The sequence below is a fragment of the Streptococcus devriesei DSM 19639 genome, assembly GCF_000423725.1.
Lineage (GTDB): Bacteria > Bacillota > Bacilli > Lactobacillales > Streptococcaceae > Streptococcus > Streptococcus devriesei.
Genome location: NZ_AUIN01000012.1, coordinates 131,642 through 149,982 on the forward strand (window position 1 = coordinate 131,642; position 18,341 = coordinate 149,982).

The window sequence follows — 18,341 nt, forward strand, 5'->3', positions numbered from 1 at the left end:
CGGGGGTGGGAAGACGAACCAAAATTTTCAATTTTTGGGTTCTTTCCCACTCCCTACCTCTCCCGCTAACTTCGATTGGTTAGTAAGATCGACTAACCAAACGAAGTGTCGCTAAGGGCGTTAAGAAAGCGAGAAGAAAATAGGAGGCTGGCGCCATGCGCTGGCACATAAGACAGGCTATCTTTTTCTCGACGCTCCTTCAAATGCGATAATTGACCTTAAACAACACCCATAGATGCAATAATGGCAATAAACACAGAGTTAAGCAGCGGGAAAGCAGCTCCCAGCCAGAATTCGTGGTAGTAGCCTTCTTTGTGTGTCAAATGCGTGTAGTTCAAACGGTTGATAACTGAGCCATTGTGCGGCAGGGAATCCAAACCGTAACAAGAGATATTAACCATACGGTGCAGGACATCTGCACTGATGCCTTGTTTTAAGAAACGCGGAGCAAAGACATTGAGTGAGATCGCTTCACCGCCTGAAGCCGAACCGGTAATACCAGCAACCAGGTTAGTAGCAACGGCAAGCTGAATCAGCGGCGGACCAGGGATTTTGTCCAAGTTGTCAACTAAGTATTCAAAGCCCGGTGCTGCTGCAACAATGCCGCCAAAACCAACAACAGCCGCAACGTTCATAATGGACTTCATAGTGGAATTGACACCGTCAGCCATGGTATTTTTGAAATTAGCAAATTTATTATAGTAGAACACAAAGCAAACCAAGCAGCCCAGCGTCAAAGAAAGATAAGGAGCCACGCTAAAGACATTCATGGCAACAATCAGAGTGATAGATGGCAAAAGCGCTTTGACAAAGTCCCAGTTGCTTGTTTCTTTATCCATGGCTTTCAGAGCCAACACCTGTGATGCTTTGTCCATCTTGTGACCGGTCTTTTCAAAACCTTCACCGCGTTTTTCATTGCGCTTGAGCATCCACCAGATATACCAAGCACCAAAAACAATAGACACTCCGGCAGCGATAATACCAAGCATTGGTGCTGCAGTTGGTTTTGTTCCTAAGGTTTCCATCGGAATCAAGTTTTGGATAGCCGGCGATCCCGGTAAAATAGCTGTCCACATGGAACCGCCGTAAACCGCAACAGCAATGATGAAGTGCCAAGGAATATCCAATTCCTTAAAAATACGGAAGCAAATCGGAGCAATTGTAAAGATAACAACGAAACCGCTTACACCGCCGAACGAAAGAATAGCCGTAATCAGTGAAAGACCCATCAAAACCCAAAACTTAGCATTCTTATTGCCCATTTTCAGGGACCATTCGGCAATCTTATTGGCAATATCCTGAGCAGCACCGCAGTCCCCCAGCATAGAACCTAGAACGGTTGCCGGCAGGAAAATCAGGAAATTATCCTTTGCAAAGTCTGAAAAAGCCGGCGCATATTGTTCTGTCAGACTTTTTGTCAGCGGCAAACCAGACAAAAGAATAACAATGATAGAGGCAGCAGGACCTAAAATAAGAATCGGAAACTGCTTATAAGACCCCCAAATTAAGAACCCCAGGGCAAGAAGGATGCCCAGCAAACTAATTAATCCACTGTCCATAATGAACTCCTTTTATAAAATATAGTAGCATGAGAAAATACCAACTTGGGATACTGAGTAACTTAGGAATCATCTGTCATCAGTTCCAATAGCGCTATTATCTCCCATCAATGAATGCTTGCTAAGAACGGCCTGACCCTGAAAGCAGACTGACGCTGGCTCCAATTCTGCTTGAGGGTCAATCAGAAATCTATTTTTCTGCCCGTCTTAGTATCGGCTTTTACATAATAGCATATCCGCATTCTTATGTTCAACGTTTCACAAGCTATAGTTTGACGGACTTTTGCCCATCTTTTTATAGTATGCGTAACATACCACAAGATTTTATAAGGGACACCCCTGTCAGCAAGACAAGAAAACAGCACGCGTATCTTTTCTAGACCAATAATAGAAACCCTGTCACAGACTTTCTTGCTGCCAAGGCCACGATGTTAGGTGCTTGTCAAAATTGGTCTAGTCAAAAAAATTATCCCGCTTTAAAACAAGCGATAAGAACATTTTCGCTTCAATAAATCATTTTTATTACAAAAACTAAAGGAAAAAATAGTATAATGACCTTAGTGCTTACATGTTAAGGGGGAAAGCTTTATGATCGAAGCAAGTGTTGTTCAGGACATTCTTACTCGAATGAAAGAAATTATTCATCAGGAATTAAATTTCTTTTCGACAGAAGGTATTATTATTGCCAGTACAGATCCCAGCCGAATTGGGCAGGTCAATCACGAAGGCGCTCAGTTTGTTCTTGAAAAAAACCAGCCCATTGTCATCGAATTTGACAATCAGTACCAGGGTGCTAAACAGGGCATCAATCTGCCGGTTGACATTGACAATCAAATCGTCGGTGTCATCGGAATTACCGGCAAAAAAGAAGAAGTGTCTCAATTCGGCCAAATCATTAAGGAAATGACCAAGATTCTTATCCTTAACAATGCTGCTAAAGAATTGGTTTACAACAGGCGCAATTCCCATAAGAACATTCTGGATTATATCCAAAGCGATGACAGCCCCAACGATAATTTCTCAGTGGAAATGCTTTACGGTATCAATCTCTCCTCAAAGGAATACACAGCCATTGTTGGTTTGCCCGAGGATAATCTGACTGAGCAGTATTTTGACGATATATCCAATGTCTACCTTGATTTAGAGCTCTTGTTAGGAGACGGCAAGACCATCTTTGAGGTTCGCGGCAATATGATTTTAGCCCTCCTGCAGGAGAAGCGCCCGCAGGCTATTTCTAAGATTATCCGGCAAATCACCCAAATTATTGAAAAGAAATACAATACGACTCTCTTGTTTGGCGTTGGAACTCCCGGACGGGGCAAAGAGGAGCTCAAACAAAGCATCAATCAGGCAAAAACTGCTCTGGGCTGGAACAAGACCTTTCGCCAAAAAAGAGAACTGCTGTTCACCGATATGGAATACGGTCTGATTCTGCACAATGTTGCCGATATTAACAAAAAATACTTTCTGGACAAGATCTTTGCCCAGCTTTCCCAAAAAGAAATCGATGAGATGATTCCGCTTTTGGACACCTACGAAGCCTGCAACGGCAGCATCAAAAAATGCGCTGAGCAGCTCTTCATCCACAAAAACACCGTCCAGTATAAGCTCAACAAAATCACTGAAAAAACCGGACATGATCCAAGAAAGCTTTCTGACTTTTTTGTGCTAAAGCTCGCCTCTATCCTTTATAAAATTCAAAAATAATTTTTAGTCTCTATACCATGCCTTTTGCAGAAAGATTATGCTAGACTTTAGACATACCTATTAAATCGGCCCTAAAATTTTCCAAAATTTAAGCAATCATGCAACGCCGGCAGATAAAACAGCATTTCCCACAGAAAAAATCCTTATCTCTATTAATGAAGAGAGTGGGACTTTTGTCCCATACACACTGATTGGAGGAGTTTATTATGCAAAACAAATTATTGCTACAGCCGACCCTAGGAATCGGTACTTGGTTTTTAGGAGAAAATCCCGCCGTTGAAAAAGAAGAGCTGGCAGCTCTGCAGTATGCTCTGGACAAGGGAGTAACCATTATCGATACCGCAGAAATGTACGGCCATGGTCTAGCTGAGAGGCTGGTAGGTAAGGCTATCAAACCTTTTAATCGCGAGAAACTCTACCTCATTTCCAAAGTGCTGCCGACAAATGCCAACAAGAAACGAATGGAAGCAAGCCTTGATGCCTCTCTAAAAGCTCTGCAAACAGACTACTTAGACCTCTACCTCTACCACTGGCGCGGCGGTACACCGCTGGCCGAAACGGTTGATGAATTAGAACGGCTGAAAGCTAAGGGAAAAATTCAAGCCTGGGGAGTATCTAATTTCGACTTAGAAGACATGGAAGAACTGCTGGCCCTACCGGGCGGAGAAAACTGTCAGGCCAATGAAGTGCTCTATCATTTAGGCTCCCGCGGCATTGAATATTGCCTGAAACCTTTTCAAGATCAGCACAATATTCCCACGATTGCCTACTGTCCTTTAGCTCAGGCCGGAACCCTGCAAAGAAAACTTCTTGATAACAAGGATCTGGCTGAACTGGCAGACGAACTGGGTATTAACATCTATCAGCTGCTGCTGACCTTTACGCTGGCTCAGCCCAATATGATTTCAATTCCACGGACAGGACAGTTAAAACACATGAAGGAACTTGTCGCCTGCCGAGACATTCGCCTCAGTCCTAATCAGTTGGAGCGTCTTAACCAGCTGTTCCCGGCACCTAAGCACCGAGTGCCTTTGGATATCGAATAAACGACTGATTGGCTTTAACTGCAAAAATGAGACCGGATGCATCCGGTCTCATTTAATAAGTGAGCTATAGCAGAGCTGTCAAGGCTCTGCTTTTTTTATACCTTTTCGCACAAAAGACCAATCACCAAATAATCACGCGCTCTTCTTTGTCACGCCACATACCGTCGCCTTCTTTAACATCAAAGGCTGCAAAGAAGTCATCAAAGTTAGCCACTTGAACATTGGTTCTTAATTTACCGGGGGCATGGACATCAACTGTTGCCAGCATCTGCATGTATTCCGGACGGGCCTTCATCCGCCAGATAGTCGCAAAGTTGATAAAGTAATCACGGGCTGAGAAGTCAGCCTCTTTTTTAGCCGCTTCCAAAGCACAGGCCAAACCGCCCAAGTCAGCAACATTTTCAGATACAGTCAGCTGCCCGTTTACCTTAGCACCATAGGAGTCAAGCCCGTCAAATTGTTCAACCACTTTGTCAGTACGCTCTTTAAAAGCTTTGTAATCTTCATCTGTCCACCAGTTATTAAGGCTGCCGTTTTCATCAAAAGAGGCACCGTTGGTATCAAAAGCATGGGAAATTTCATGAGCAATCACCGCGCCAATACCGCCATAATTAGCTGAAGAACTCTGCTCCAGAGAATAAAACGGTGCTTGCAAAATAGCCGCCGGAAAGACGATTTGATTTTGCTGCGGATCATAATAAGCATTGACCATGTGAGCAGGCATGTGCCATTCTTTGCGGTCCACAGGCTTGTTCCACTTGCTCCAGCTGTAAGCGATGGAAATCTTAGCCAAATTTTGGGCATTTTCCACCAGGCTCAGCTTATCATCAATAATTTTCTGTGCATAGGTTTTAGGCAGCTCCTCTGGATAGCCAATATGCGGTGTAATGACATTGAGTTTGGTAATTGCCTTGTCACGTGTTTCAGGCGCAAGCCAGTCAGTTTTGCGCAGGCGTTCTTTATAAACGTCAATCATGGTCGCCACTTTTGCTTCCACATCAGCCTTAGCTTCCGGAGAGAATTTCTCACCGGCATACCAAAGACCCAAAGCTTGATTGTAAGGTCCCTGTGCCAGATAAAAGGCTGCTTTTTTCTTGTCCATAGGCTGAGGCGTTCCCGACAGAGCCCGGCTGTAGCTGCCAGAGAGTATACGAATATCGTCTGTCAGATAAGCATTCCAAGCTCCGGCTGCGCTGAGAACCAAGTTTGCTTTCAGCAGCTCCCAGTTGCTTTCAGAATAAAATTCTTTAGCAAAATTTGTCCAGAACCGCTCTTCAGGCACGATAACCTTGTCAGGTTTTTGCCCCAAAATCTGTTCAAAAACAGCATCCAAAGGCAATTCCGGAGCTAATTCTGTAAAGTCAGCCCAGTCATAGGGGTGGTAAAGCTTGACATATTCAGAAGACTCTTCGCTTGACAGCACATACTGAGCCAATTTGGCATCCAGCTCAATAACCTTATCTAAAAGATCCTTGATCTCTGCTGTTTCAAAGCCAAACTTCGGCAAGAGGTCTTCCTGCATCGCCCGCCACTTAGCCAGCAGCTCTTTCCCGTTTTCATTATCCTTAGCATAATAAGTCGTATCCGGTAAAATCAAACTAGGCGCTTCTGCCCAAAGAACATTTACCTGTGCATTCATAAAATCCGGTGCCACACCAAACGGCAGCAGATTAGGTTTACCGGCCATCTCATAATCAGCGATTTTAGAGGCAAATTCGGCAAAAGACGACAGATTTTGGTATTCTTCAATGAGCGGCAAAGCAGGCGCCACACCTACTGTTTCACGCTTATCATAATCCGCCACCTGACGGTGAAACTTAACAAAGTTTTGCAAAATACTGTCTTCAGGCAGATTTTCTCCTGCCAGCCACTGATCCGTAGTCGCAAGCATCAAATCCTCAATCTCATCCGACAAATCCGAAAAGCCGCCGGTGCGCGGTTTATCATCCGGAATAACAGCGGTTTTTTCCCACTCACCATTGACAGCATCATAAAAATCATCTTGTAATCGTACCATAAACACTCTCCATTTCTATACGACTTCTATTGTAACAAAAAAGTCCGATTTAAGCAGAATCGGACGTTATGAGTAAAAAGTATCAATCTTTTGGCAATACAGCTGATTTATATAATCATTAATCTTTAAAACTAACTAATGCTTTTATACTAGCAACTTGTTTGCCTTTGAGAAATAAAGTTTTCCAAAAGAAAGCTGATGGATATAAACATTTATCATGCTTGTCAACGTTTAGGTTTCTTTGCTTATTTAAGCGCTAACCATCATCAAGACAACCTGAAAATGAGGATTTAAAAGCAATTATCACTGATATAGATTATCTCCATAGTTCTAAGTTCTTGAAAAACGGATGACGTATTATTAATAATGACATCTTTAAACATTTACAGAAATAAAATACACCCCCATTTTTCTCATCTAACAATTATAAGACTGTTTTTCTAAGATAACGGGTTTGTAATGAGGTAAAGATCAAAACTATCACTACTGTATAGACACCTAGCTTAATCCATTCAAGGCTTGTAATCTCTGGATTAACCGAAGTCATCTGATTCATAGAAGCAGTTAACTTAGAAAAAGGTAAAACATAGCCTAATTCAGGAATAATATTTTGAGCTGTCAAGATAAACCCAAATATCCCGATTATCATAGACAAAGCAACAGGCGGCGCAAAACTTTTTATGCGCAAAGAAAAATAGGACTGAATAGCAACTAAGGCAATTGAAAAGAAGCTGGCCAAGATTGCCCATAAAAATAGTGCTGTTGGAAAAGTCATTTTAAATTGAAAAAGTAGACCACTGACAGCATAAAGCCCCAAAAAATACAATTGCGACAAAAAGATCAGACTAAAAGCAACAGTTATCTTTGCCCAAACTATACTAGAAAACGAATAAGCAGAAGTTAATAGGAGCTTTAGACTGCCATTTTTATGCTCACTATACCAGATATAAGCACAGATAATACCAATCATACAAGGAAAGAAAAAACTTCCATAAAAAAGATAGACTTGAGTCCATAGACTAAGCCATTCTTGTTTAAGAACACTTTGATTCCCTGCAAAATTAGTACTTCCATAAATGACCGATAAAAAAGGTAGCACTAAAAGAGGCAGCCAAAAGCGAGCACGACGTAATTTCAGTAATTCAATTTTTATCAAGGTCATCCTAATCACCTACCTTTATATGTTTTCCTAATTGGAAGAAAATAACTCCAAGAATAAGAGAAGCTATTAAGGGATAAGCATAAAAATCTCTCAGGCGTCCAATAAATTCACTTCCAACCTTTTCCATATCAACTGATATTAAAAGGCCATACCAACTGTAAATCCACACATGTACAAACCTCCTAGAAACAAAAAGAACAATTATACCAACCAAGGAGCCAACTAAAGCTATCGACAGACTGATAAGTTGATTAGTCCATTTCAAGGATAAAATATAATGCAAGAGCAACACAACTGCCGATATCAAGGCCACAGAAAGAGCAAAAAGTCCCATACGTCCAAGCGGAATACTGACTGTAAAACCATGAATGTTAACCAAAAACAGGATAATTCCCCATTCAATGATTTGAGATGCCAAATAGCACAGATAAATATAGATAAATTTAACAGCATAAACATAGTAATAATCAACACCACTGCTTTGAAGTACTTTCCACATTTTATGACGATTCTCCAGCTGCACAGCCATGCTGGCCAAGCTAGCCAATATAACCGGAGCTGTAACAATTTTGAAAACAGCATTGTTATCAAAAACTTGGTAAAGTTTTATGATGTCTCCTAGTTGGTCTGCTCCTTTTACCCGAAATATTATTAGGGCACAGACAGCAACATTTATGATAATAGAGAGACTTAGCAAATGAATGATAGGCAGACCGCGATATTTTCGCATTTCTATCTGAAATAATTTTTTCATCATCTTCACCACCTTACAAAGCATCCTTAGCTGTAAAATCAATAAAGAGTTCTTCAAGAGACTTGGTTACCTCGTAGATACGATAGACAGCTACATCAGCATCCAATAAGCGTTTGACAATCAGCGCTATCTGCTCATCTGATAAATGCGGCAAAAGCAAGCCTTGATCGGTCACCTTTACATCATTAGGATTGAAGTCTAATAAGGATACTGCTAACACATCGTCTGAGGTCCTCAGGCAAATGCTGCGGCTGTGCTGGCTCTTGAATTGCTCAACAGTCCCTTGATAAAGAAGCTTGCCCTTACCAATGATTCCTATCTGAGTCACCATTTTTTCGATCTCGTCCAGAGCATGTGAAGAAATCATCACAGTTGTATTCAAGGTCGTAGGCAGGCTACGGATGAGCTTGCGGATTTCTTCACGCGCCTGCGGATCCAAACCATTTGTCGGCTCATCAAGTATAATCATTTTAGGACGTCCCATAATCGCCATGGCAATTCCTAAACGCTGCTTCATCCCTAAAGAATAATGTTTGACTTGCTTGTCCTTATTCTCTGTCAGATGAACTATGGCTAACACTTCTGCTACATCTTGATTGGTCAAATTTTTCAACTCTTTAAGAATCTGCAAATTCTCATATCCCGTTAAATTATCATAGTAGGCAGGCTCCTCAATAAGGGAACCAATCTGCTTCAAAATAGCAATACGATTGCTTTCTTTCATAGCAGAACCTGCAACATTAATCTGCCCAGCTGTTGGCGTTAGAAGACCGCAAATCATTTTCATGATAGTGGATTTGCCGGCACCATTTGGACCAATCAGACCATAAATTTCTCCCTGCTCAATTTTTAAATTATTGAGATCAACAGCAGTTTGCTCTCCAAAAACTTTTTTGACTTGATTAAGTTCCATCATTATTGTCATCGCTATCGTTTATCCTTTCATAAGTTATAAAGCCTTAAACAATGCATAGAAAAGTAGGAAGACCAACGATAAGTCTCAAGACCCCTGAAAGACTTCAACTTTTTGCAAAACATTATAGGCGTGTTCAATTACTTTATGTTTCATAACAGTTTACTAAAAATCAGTGTACAAAATCTTACAGTTACCCTTAGTTTTCTTACAACTTTGTAAATATTCAAGATGCTTAATATATAATTAGATGAGCTTCTGGCATCCATGGCCCTTCAATCTTTTTTAATACTCTCACTCATGACATGCAAGAACGGGTTAATCATCAGTGAAGAATACAATTCTAAAAAAGTGCAGTGAATTAGATTCCACTTCAAATTTACAAATCAATTTTACATTAAATGCTATACATCAAATCAACAATCATTCCAACTCCTTATTGTACTTATTCATGTAAGAGTCATACATATCTCTGTAGGTTTTGTTTCTGCTATACAGAACGTCATGTGTACCACTGTCAGTGATTTTACCAGAATCCATCATGATAATCTTATCTGCCTTTTCTATCGTATTTAATCTATGAGTAACAAGCACTCTAGTACAGTTAAGTGCTTCTATACTCCTTTGAACAACTTTTTCAGTTTCCACATCTAGAGCAGAAGTTGGCTCATCTAAAACGATTAACCTAGGTTTTGAAATTAGCTCCCTAGCTAAAGAAAGTCTCTGTTTTTGTCCGCCAGACAACGTTAAATTATCTTTTGAAAGCGGTGTATCTAACCACATGGCTAGAATTCTTTCTGAAACCATCTCTCTCACTATTATAATTCCATTATAGCGGTGTATAATATCTGTTCTATCCATATTAGCGATATCTGCTAAGGGTAGTTTTAATAGCTTAGAAACGAAGTTATCAGAGATTTGTCTATGAATACCATTCTGCAAAAGAGCCAGAAAAATATTTTTCAGGAAAAATATCAGACTTTGTATACACATGATAGCTAGAAACAAAAGTGTCATTTCATAGTAGGTAAATGATCTCCTGATATTCCAAGTATCATCTATTATTCCTCTCATAAAAAAAGCTCTACAATATCCAAAGCGGAGTTACCCACTACAGATATTTATAGAGCCACATTAAAACACTAAGGGGTGAAGCTGCTGTTCAAACCACATTAGAAATAGAAAATATGTTTGACCACAAAACCAAAATGACATCATTCATCAGGCGCATAGACAGATTTAATTAGACTGTTTTCTTCTGATAAAACGCAATTCCCGGATAGGCTGCTATTGCTTTTCTCAAAACCTCCATTGTCTGTGTCTCATCTGAAAATAAAAGTTTGATATAATCACCGCGGACAAGACAGATATGCTTTTTGTATCACATTCATTTTTCCAACATCAGATACTTGCGAACTAACCAGTAAATAAATAAGCTGCTGCCGCTACTCCTGAACCAATGGGGCCGACACCCGTTACAAAACCAACATAAAAATAATACCCTTCATTAGTCTTTAAAAAATGAATTTTGAATGCTTCTTTAATTGACCTCATTCCGATTGATAAACAGTTTCAATCAGACTTCTTTTCTTTTTATAAAACTCATAAACGGTATTATCACTGTTAACAAGCAATCTTAATAATTCATTCGGCAAAGTAGATTGACTAAGATCAATTTCAAGATGATTCTCATCTACTATTCTTTTAGTGAACTTAATGGAAGCATCATTAAATAGTTTTTGGCTATCTAGACAGTGAATAATGTAAACTTCTTTTTCTGTAGAGTCTGGATTTATTAAATCCTTAACTGTTCCGCTGTCAATAATTTCACCACTGTCAATAATGATATAATCTGATACACGTTCCAATTCGTCTATATTATGAGAAGTCAATAGGATTGCTGAGCCCCGATTCTTGAGTCCCCTCACGACTTCCAACATCTTTAAGGCAGAAGGTACGTCCACTCCTGAAGTTGGTTCATCAAAAATATAAGCATCAAAATCCCCAATGGCACATTGGATGAAGGAAAGCTTCTTTTTCATTCCAAAAGAATAGCCAGAAATCTTACTATTTAAATTTTTATAAAGCCCTAATTCTTTAGACAGATTTATCGCATATGATACATCTGTCTTTTTTAGTTTAGAAATGAATTTCAAAAATTCTAAACCCGTCCAGTCAGAATACATGTTATCAGCATCAGGCATAACAGACACTGTTCCTTTTTTAACATCTCCAGAATCACGTCTATAATAGTCTACTATTAAACCAATTAAAGTTGACTTCCCCGCACCATTTTTACCAACTAAAGATGTTATCATCCCGTTTTTTATCTCAATACTAATACCTTTTATAACTGGTGTACCGTGAAAACTTTTAACGATATTAAAGCATCCTATCATCTCTAAATTTCCTTTCTTTTAAAACAGCTTATTCCTAAAAAAATAATAGAAATGGTAAGAAATAGCAAAAAGACAACTTCCCATGTTTTAGTTAAATAAATATAAGGCATGAACCATTGGACAGCCTTCAATATAGGCCAATTTTTAAAATAAGCTATGCTATATACAATAGGAAAGGCCAAACTTAATATTAAATTGATTAATGTTGAAAACCTTTCGCTTTTTGAAACAGTTGATATGAGTAACACGAGACTCTGGATATAAGCAAAAAAAGCAATAATAGATAGGATAGAATAAATTGGAAAAACAACTGCACCTCTAAACAAAAATAATACAACTAGAGAAACAGCCAAGATTATCAAAAAATAGCAAAGTGATGCAAAATATTTTGCTAAATAAATAGCTTTTCGAGATAAATAAGGGGTCACATATCTCATCGTTTGCGATTCTACCTCCTTAGAAATAAGGCCAGAAAAAAGAACAGAAGAAAAAATGTAGCCTAGAAAACCATAAATTCCAAATAAAAGATCAATTAAATCCGAACTCCCATTACTATTGAGAAAAATACTAACAGAAGTTGTATACTTTCCTGCTAAAACAGATACAACAATGAATAATCCGCCTATGACAAAAGATTTGATCGAAAAAATTTCTTTTTTCAGAGTTAAAAAGAACAATGCCATACATCCTCCTATAATGACAATAATAATTCAGAAGCAATTTTATAGTATTCACTTTTTTAAGTACGATAATACGGTCAGTCTACTTAAATGATATAAGCTACTCTTTTTTAAAAAAGGGCTACAGTAGAACTTAGCAAGAAAGGAGATACAGCAAGCAAAGCTGTTTTCAAACTACCATTCCTATGATAATTAATAGAAAACATAATGATAATAGAAATAAATGCTGTCAACTTAAAGACACTTAAAAGATTGGACGTTGGATAAATTAAAAGCAGAAAACAGTCAATCAACAGCATGATAGTTCTAGATAGCAGTACATCAAAAAGAAAGATTTTCCCATCCTCAATAAATAAGATTATAAGAAATTTTGCAAGAAGATACCCAACCACTGCACTAATAATATTACTAACAATTGAAATGACAAATACCAGCTTTTGAGGAGAAACCGTTATAACACTCTTTAATTCGTTTAATGCTGATAGTCTTTTGTCTAAAACCCCTGTTTTCAGCAATAAATCTACAAATAAAAACAAGATAAAAAGATGGCAAAGAAAGTTCCCCAACGAAAAAATAAGTGTTTTATACTTCACGAACTTTTCCTCCTTCTATATGAAGAATGCGGCTGTTTTGTTCCAGCAATAGACAGGACAGATTGTGAAAAACATAAATAATTGTGGATGTTTTAGACAGCTTAACCAACTGTTTCGCTACTATTTTTAAGCTATCATTATCAATTGTAGATAAGGTTTCATCAATAAAAATATAATCCCACTCCTTAACCAGCAACAACGATAAACCTAACTTTAATTTGGTACCAACTGAAGCATGCAGGTAGTCATCATTATAGGAATCGCTAAAAAAGGCCTCTACATTAGCTTCTAATTCTGGAGTCAGCTTAACCTGATAAGTCTTACACAATAAATAAAAGTTATCCTTAATAGAAAACGGTGCCAGACCAATTGGATTCAAATCAAGAAATAGTACATCTCCTTCAAGCTTTAATCTTTTCTCATTATCAAATGCAGACAGTCCTGATAATAAGCGAATAAGAGTACTCTTTCCACTGCCATTTTTACCTGTCAAACGATACAATCCCTTGTGAATCTGAAAGGAAATATCATCGAAAAGAACTTTATGACGAATTGTCTTTGACACATGTTCTAATTTCATCCTATATACCCTTCTAAAAAAGCTGCACAAATCAATAGAAAATATGATCCAAGATAATATTTCCAAAAAGACAGTTGCTTTTTCAATCCTTTCTTAAAACTTTTTTCCTTGATAGAGTAATACAAAAGATATTGACTTAAGCCTTGATAAAATAAAAAATTGGGCAATTCAATAACACCATGCGGCGTCAGCTTGCTTAGTGCATAACCTACTCCATTTAACTGTATTCCCATACTGATTTGAAAAGTAGTAGTCAAAAGATCAAAAAATTGTAATATGGGAGAAATAGCGAAAAACAAAATATAAACTACAAAATTACCCGTATTATTTATTAAAACAGTAACAAATAACTGGTGACTAACTGGCAGAATACTAGACTTAAAAAGCGAAGATTTAACTGCAAGACTCAGCATTACTCCTATAAAAATAGTACTAAAAATAAAGATAATATAATAACTTTTAAAAATTTTATCAGACACTGTTATCCTCCCAAACTCATACAAATGATGCAAATAAGATATAACAGAAGGAAAGAATATCTTAAAATATGATTCCTTTCTTCATATACCAGATAATCCAATTTTCTGAAATAGGTAAAGGCAATCAAGAAATTTAAGAATAATAAAATAACCGCTTTAACAGTTACAATAAACGAAGAACTTACAACAAGTGCAGGCAAGGCAGTAAGATGTATAAAATTGGCATAAACTGTCCACAAATACAAACTGCTGACTTTAAATCTGTCATAAAGCGTTAAATGATTATTGAGAATCAGCAAACGATGCCGTGTTGAGTCAATGTCTATATCTTGACTTTGATTGCCGACAAGAAGTTCCAGCAATGCCAAATAAATAGAAGTATACAAAAAAGTAACCGGAACCAATACCGTCCTATTCAGGTGATTAAACAAACGCTGACCAAAATAGGTTATCAATAAATTAAAAATAATAATTAAAAAGAGCAAAAAAAGATTATTTCTAAAAATAGTTAGCTGTAACTTTAACAAAGATGCATCGGAAAAAGTACTCCTCTCATACTTGATAAAGCGAAATAAGAAATCGTCAATTCTAAAATGAAAAAGAATATAAGCTACAAGGACAAGCAAGGATGCTAATAAATTTAGAAGCAATAAAGCAGTATTTCCTTGACTCAGACAAAGTAAAGAAATTAAGAATAAAATTTGATTAACAACTGCTAAAACACCAGATAGCAAATGAGATAGAAGATTTATAACAATGATAACACAGCTGAAAAAAGCCAACGTTAAACTAACAGAATGATTGCTGATTAAGTAACATAAAGCTGCTATAGTAAGGATAAACTGTACTCTGTAAATATAATAGACGGATAAAAAAATATGCCTTAAAATATAACGACTCTTGACAAAAAAAGTCCCCAACCTTTGCTGATGATAAGGGAAAAGAACACTTGAATGTTTCATTGTCCCAAATAGACTAATAGATACAAGTAAAATTTGTTCTTGCATCCTCAAATTGATTGAATTATTGTTGGGGATTACTAAAATAACGATTAAGAATAAAAAGGTCATCCCTATTGTATTGAGATGACCTAAAAAATCAGAATCCACATGCAGAAACCTTTTTTTCATAACTACCTCTTAATACAGAGCTGCTGCTGCTTTTCCTTTTTTCTTTAGAATATAGAGAACTGCTGCCGCTACTCCTGAACCAATGGAGCCGACACCCGTTACGGCACCGACAATAGAAATAACAGTAGTTACTGTACTATAAGCACTGATTAGATTTACAACTTGATTAGCCGCTGTGGTACTAATTCCTAAAGCACCAGCCAATAAAGGACTGGTCAGCAAACCAAATGAGGCAAAAGCTGCCACTGCACAGACGATAGAAGTATAATATAATTTTTTTGAATTTGATAATTCCATAATCTTATCCCCTTTTCTATTTTTTAAACTGATAAGACAATTGTCACTGTTGTAAATATTTACGTTATGATTATAACATTGATTATTTCAACAATAACTTATTCGCAAATATGAAAATTATTGTTAATATTTTTTCTTATTTGAGAAAAACAGTGTTCCGATAAGTTGACTGTTATAATAAGTATAAAATACAGAAAGAGGTGCTTAATATGTTTGATTGGCTCGTTAAATTATTTACTGGTGGGGGCAGTGGCGGCGGAGGTGCTTTCTAATTTATTAAGATTCATAGGAGGTCTATTTATGTTAAAAAGATTGTTTACATTAGCTCTTATAATTCCATACTTTTTATTGCCACTTTTATAGATAAAAAGCAAGACTTTACATTTTATATAATAACTCCAAAAAAGGTTATCAGGAAAAACATTGATAGCCTTTTTATTTGTTACTATCAAAATTCAGCAGCAACTGCTCCATATTCGCTCTGAGAAACATAGCCATTGTTGGGTTCCCTAGCTTCTCAACCATGTTAACATAATATTCTAATTCAGCTTTATCAGTTATTTCTCCTTGCAGATATGCAATTATTTGTTTCAAAAAATTGAGTGATACTATAACAAACATATCTTGATAAGTTAGAAGTTTTTCTAAATGATTTATAAAATAGGCTGCATAGTAAAACTCCTTTCTTTCAATTAGAATCATAATTAAGTTTAAAAGAGCAACTTGTGCATTTTTCTTATTAGTGGGAATGGCAATATATAGCTTATTACGCTCAACAAAAGCTTTACCCAAAAAGATTAAATCCTCAACTGATAAGATAATCATAGTATTGCCAAAGAGATTGAGTTCATACTCAGTCCACTCTTCAATATTATAGAGATATGTCGCGAGGAACTCTTTATCCTCCTCTGATATTGTATAGCTATGATCCAAGGTATGAATAGCCACGCGGACAACTAATCTATTTAACCGGTTATAAGTGTCAAAACTTTCATAATCTCCATAAGTGTCTAAAATTTTCTTTAAGCCCTCAATATCACGCTTTGATTGAAATTCTACAATCTTATTTCCTATTTTGAAAAAATCATTTTCTTCATAATTATTTAAAGCATGAGCAAACTCAGAAAAATTCATATGAATGCCCTCAATAGCTAAGATCAGCTTATCCGCTGCCAACATAGTCTGCCCATTTTCGAACTTTGATAATTGCGACACCGACAAATTATCTCGTGCTATATCCTTTAGTTTAAGTCCTCTTGCAATCCTGAGTTCGCGATAGAGTTCTCCCAATTCCATGGATTTTTTTGCTTCCAATATATTCCCTCTTTATCTCTTTTAGGCAGTTATTACAACTGTATTATTTGTCTCTACCTTAACAAAAACATATTACAGTTTTATTAACACATTTCCAATATAGGTATTCGTGTTTATAGACCGCCGCACCCAGGCAAGCATAAAGGCAGCCGGCATAAGTACCAGTGCTTGTCGTCTTTGATTTCCTTTTTTCATTTTCAAACTTGATTTATTCCTTAAAAATATCTATCATTTCAAACAAGAGTAAAGAGCGGCGTAGCACCAGAGGATGCAGATGCCAAACAAGCTCCCGTGCCTCTGCCGTCAATTCCACCTTATCCATGATTTCAAACTGCTTAAATGCTTGTATTTTCATAATATTTAATGTTAGCTGCTTGGCCAATCGACGATATTAGTATACCCTAATTTTTAAACTGTGCACGTCTATGTCATGAACAGTCGTTATTTTGTTGTGAACGGTCATTTTGGGTTCATTTACAGAAACTTTAATAAGTATTATTTAATTTAGCAAGAATTGACAGTGTATAAAAGATTGCTGCTGCATCTGCCGTTCTCTCTGTTTCCAGCTCGTATTAGGTGATAAGATGTTAATAAAAAGGTGCGATTGCTATTATCTCCTGGCAGTCGCACCTTTTGTTATTAAACTACCCCATCTCTAAAATTTGCTGGAAACGACCCGGTCTGGTACTTGTCTTGATATTGGTGTGAGGATAGCTACTCAGTATTTCTCTGACATTAGCCAGTCCCCACCCTCTGTCAAGTCCTTTAGAGGAATTGCCGCGCTCATAAAGGCCAGCCAGATTAATATCTTGATGAGACATGCTGTTTTCAATGATGAGAACAGTATTTCTCTGATATTTAAAGTAGGACACCTGTAATTCTCTATCGTTAGATTCGACAGCTCCTTCTATGGCATTATCCAATAAAATAGAAAGCAGCCGGATAAAATCAAGGGGAGCTAGATTGGGCCTGCCAACTTCCTCCGGAATCTCTACTTTGACTTGAATACCAGACTCAGCAGCCTGAGACAGTTTGGCGGAGAATATGCTCTTAATCGCATCATCTCTGATAAGTGAGAGGTTGCCAATTTCAAAATGATCCGACTGTAAGAAATTAGCAGACCCTGCTGTCACTTCTTCAAAGGTTTGACGGACACTGCCCATATCATTGTGCTCAATACCATAGCGAAGACTGGCTAAAACATTAGCATAATCATGCCGAAAAGAGCGGATATCCCTGTACAAGCGCTCTATCTCATGACTGTAGTTTGTTAAATGCCTCAATTCTTTTTCTTTCTGCTTTAACAGAACCAACTCAAGGTGACTGGTCATTTTTTGATTTAAAGAAGCTATAAAAACAGGTACCGAAACCATGAAAATTAAGCTAAGATATTTTCGGATATCCATTGCTAAATCTCTTGGAATTAAACTAAGGTAAGTGAGGTTGTAGGACAGCCACTGAATAAAGGAATATAAGCCCAGTGTAATGATTGTCGGTCTGATGATTGAATGGATAACTGTTTGATCGGTAATCTCAAAAAGACGTTTAAAATCTACTCGCATAATACGCAGAATTAATTCATTGATAAAAATAGCCCCCAGACATTGCAAACAAGTTACTAAGCTTAACAATAACTCATCGTTACTATTAACTATATTAGGATAAAAGATACTAAAAATATTAAAAACTAAAAAACGTGCGGGAAGTTCAA

18 protein-coding genes are annotated in these 18,341 nt (G+C 37.3%); 2 read left to right on the top strand and 16 right to left on the bottom strand.

The window, feature by feature from the left end; genetic code table 11:
• Nucleotides 1-218 precede the first annotated feature (218 nt).
• Nucleotides 219-1,559: a GntP family permease gene (locus G573_RS0102105; RefSeq protein ID WP_027975171.1), complete on the bottom strand. Its 1,341-nt coding sequence runs from the start codon at nucleotides 1,557-1,559 to the stop codon at nucleotides 219-221.
• 588 nt (nucleotides 1,560-2,147) lie between these two features.
• Between G573_RS0102105 and G573_RS0102110 the strand changes: the two genes are divergently transcribed.
• Both G573_RS0102110 and G573_RS0102115 read left to right on the top strand, forming a co-directional pair.
• On the top strand, nucleotides 2,148-3,266 hold the full coding sequence (locus tag G573_RS0102110) for a CdaR family transcriptional regulator (RefSeq protein WP_027975172.1): 1,119 nt from the start codon (nucleotides 2,148-2,150) through the stop codon (nucleotides 3,264-3,266).
• Between the two features lie 206 nt (nucleotides 3,267-3,472).
• Nucleotides 3,473-4,312: an aldo/keto reductase gene (locus G573_RS0102115; RefSeq protein ID WP_027975173.1), complete on the top strand. Its 840-nt coding sequence runs from the start codon at nucleotides 3,473-3,475 to the stop codon at nucleotides 4,310-4,312.
• Nucleotides 4,313-4,433: 121 nt separating this feature from the next.
• Here the strand turns inward: G573_RS0102115 and G573_RS0102120 are convergent, their stop codons facing one another.
• From G573_RS0102120 to G573_RS0102200, 15 genes are all read right to left on the bottom strand, one after another.
• Nucleotides 4,434-6,329 (bottom strand): M13 family metallopeptidase, encoded by a 1,896-nt coding sequence (locus tag G573_RS0102120; RefSeq protein ID WP_027975174.1) that lies wholly within the window; start codon nucleotides 6,327-6,329, stop codon nucleotides 4,434-4,436.
• Between the two features lie 424 nt (nucleotides 6,330-6,753).
• A complete protein-coding gene (locus G573_RS0102125) occupies nucleotides 6,754-7,491 on the bottom strand; it encodes an ABC transporter permease (protein WP_027975175.1) in 738 nt (245 codons plus the stop codon).
• Nucleotide 7,492: 1 nt separating this feature from the next.
• Nucleotides 7,493-8,248 (bottom strand): ABC transporter permease, encoded by a 756-nt coding sequence (locus tag G573_RS0102130; protein WP_245543127.1) that lies wholly within the window; start codon nucleotides 8,246-8,248, stop codon nucleotides 7,493-7,495.
• Nucleotides 8,249-8,258: 10 nt separating this feature from the next.
• Nucleotides 8,259-9,170, bottom strand: coding sequence for an ABC transporter ATP-binding protein (locus G573_RS0102135; protein WP_027975177.1), 912 nt, complete (start codon nucleotides 9,168-9,170; stop codon nucleotides 8,259-8,261).
• Nucleotides 9,171-9,581: 411 nt separating this feature from the next.
• On the bottom strand, nucleotides 9,582-9,941 hold the full coding sequence (locus tag G573_RS0102140; RefSeq protein ID WP_027975178.1) for an ATP-binding cassette domain-containing protein: 360 nt from the start codon (nucleotides 9,939-9,941) through the stop codon (nucleotides 9,582-9,584).
• A gap of 767 nt (nucleotides 9,942-10,708) precedes the next feature.
• Nucleotides 10,709-11,557 (bottom strand): ABC transporter ATP-binding protein, encoded by an 849-nt coding sequence (locus tag G573_RS0102150; protein WP_084522366.1) that lies wholly within the window; start codon nucleotides 11,555-11,557, stop codon nucleotides 10,709-10,711.
• Between the two features lie 2 nt (nucleotides 11,558-11,559).
• Nucleotides 11,560-12,240: an ABC transporter permease gene (locus G573_RS0102155; RefSeq protein WP_027975180.1), complete on the bottom strand. Its 681-nt coding sequence runs from the start codon at nucleotides 12,238-12,240 to the stop codon at nucleotides 11,560-11,562.
• Nucleotides 12,241-12,347: 107 nt separating this feature from the next.
• Nucleotides 12,348-12,830, bottom strand: a complete 483-nt coding sequence (locus G573_RS0102160; RefSeq protein ID WP_027975181.1) for a hypothetical protein — start codon at nucleotides 12,828-12,830, stop codon at nucleotides 12,348-12,350.
• Nucleotides 12,820-13,410: an ATP-binding cassette domain-containing protein gene (locus G573_RS0102165; RefSeq protein ID WP_027975182.1), complete on the bottom strand. Its 591-nt coding sequence runs from the start codon at nucleotides 13,408-13,410 to the stop codon at nucleotides 12,820-12,822. Before G573_RS0102165 ends, G573_RS0102160 begins: the two co-directional genes overlap by 11 nt.
• A complete protein-coding gene (locus G573_RS11110) occupies nucleotides 13,407-13,889 on the bottom strand; it encodes a stage II sporulation protein M (RefSeq protein ID WP_051175688.1) in 483 nt (160 codons plus the stop codon). Before G573_RS11110 ends, G573_RS0102165 begins: the two co-directional genes overlap by 4 nt.
• Nucleotides 13,890-13,891: 2 nt before the next feature.
• The gene (locus tag G573_RS0102175; protein ID WP_027975184.1) at nucleotides 13,892-15,019 is read right to left on the bottom strand and encodes a hypothetical protein; all 1,128 of its coding nucleotides are present in this window, start codon (nucleotides 15,017-15,019) and stop codon (nucleotides 13,892-13,894) included.
• Between the two features lie 9 nt (nucleotides 15,020-15,028).
• Nucleotides 15,029-15,316 (bottom strand): uberolysin/carnocyclin family circular bacteriocin, encoded by a 288-nt coding sequence (locus tag G573_RS0102180; RefSeq protein ID WP_051175689.1) that lies wholly within the window; start codon nucleotides 15,314-15,316, stop codon nucleotides 15,029-15,031.
• A 435-nt stretch (nucleotides 15,317-15,751) separates the two neighbouring features.
• A complete protein-coding gene (locus G573_RS0102190) occupies nucleotides 15,752-16,630 on the bottom strand; it encodes an XRE/MutR family transcriptional regulator (protein WP_027975187.1) in 879 nt (292 codons plus the stop codon).
• A 208-nt stretch (nucleotides 16,631-16,838) separates the two neighbouring features.
• The gene (locus tag G573_RS11380; protein WP_156888785.1) at nucleotides 16,839-16,985 is read right to left on the bottom strand and encodes a hypothetical protein; all 147 of its coding nucleotides are present in this window, start codon (nucleotides 16,983-16,985) and stop codon (nucleotides 16,839-16,841) included.
• Between the two features lie 289 nt (nucleotides 16,986-17,274).
• Nucleotides 17,275-18,261: a sensor histidine kinase gene (locus tag G573_RS0102200; protein ID WP_169364431.1), complete on the bottom strand. Its 987-nt coding sequence runs from the start codon at nucleotides 18,259-18,261 to the stop codon at nucleotides 17,275-17,277.
• Nucleotides 18,262-18,341 lie beyond the last annotated feature (80 nt).